The following is a 736-nucleotide window of genomic DNA, read 5'->3' on the forward strand; positions in this document are numbered from 1 at the left end:
ACGGCGACCGACAGCAGCACCGGTACAAGCGCTCCGTTCACGGGAGCGCGCACCTATTCCGGCACGGTGGCAAACGTTGCGCCCATTGCCGGCGCCGTCAACGCCACGGTGGCCTATGGCAGCAGCGCCCAGCCGATCACCCTGAACCTGAGCGGCGGTGTCGCGACATCGGTGGCGGTGGTCTCCGCCGCTTCGCACGGCACGGCGACGGTCAACGGCACCAGTATCAGCTATACGCCGGCGGCCGGTTATGCCGGTGCCGACAGCTTTAGCTATACGGCCAGCAATGGCGCCGGCACTTCGGCGCAAGCTATCGTGACATTGACGGTGGGCATCCCCAATATCAGCCTGACGCCAGCCACCTTGCCCAATGCGACGGCGGAAGCGGCATATTCCGCCCCTCTGGCGGTGACGGGCGGCACGGCGCCATATACCTTCAGCATCAGCAGTGGCAACCTGCCGGCCGGCTTGAGCCTGAACGCATCCACGGGCGTGGTGTCGGGGACGACCAATCTGGCCGGCAGTTTCCCGGTCAGCATCAAGGTCACGGACAGCAGCACCGGCGCGGGGGCGCCATTCAGCGCCACCAACAGCTATACCTTGAGCGTCGCCGCGCCAGCCATCACGGTGACCCCGGCAACCTTGCCGGCGCCGAAAGTGGCCACGGCATACAGCCGGCAATTGACGGCCAGCGGCGGCGTCGCTCCGTATGCCTATACGGTATCGAGCGGCAGCC

The 736-nt window shown here is 66.7% G+C and carries 1 protein-coding gene; it reads left to right on the forward strand.

Annotated features, from left to right (window positions below):
- The coding region (locus GYK42_RS28790; RefSeq protein WP_166450279.1) for a putative Ig domain-containing protein at positions 1–736 on the forward strand (736 nt) is incomplete at both ends.

The organism is Janthinobacterium lividum (assembly GCF_011601275.1).
GTDB classification, from domain to species: domain Bacteria; phylum Pseudomonadota; class Gammaproteobacteria; order Burkholderiales; family Burkholderiaceae_D; genus Janthinobacterium; species Janthinobacterium lividum_E.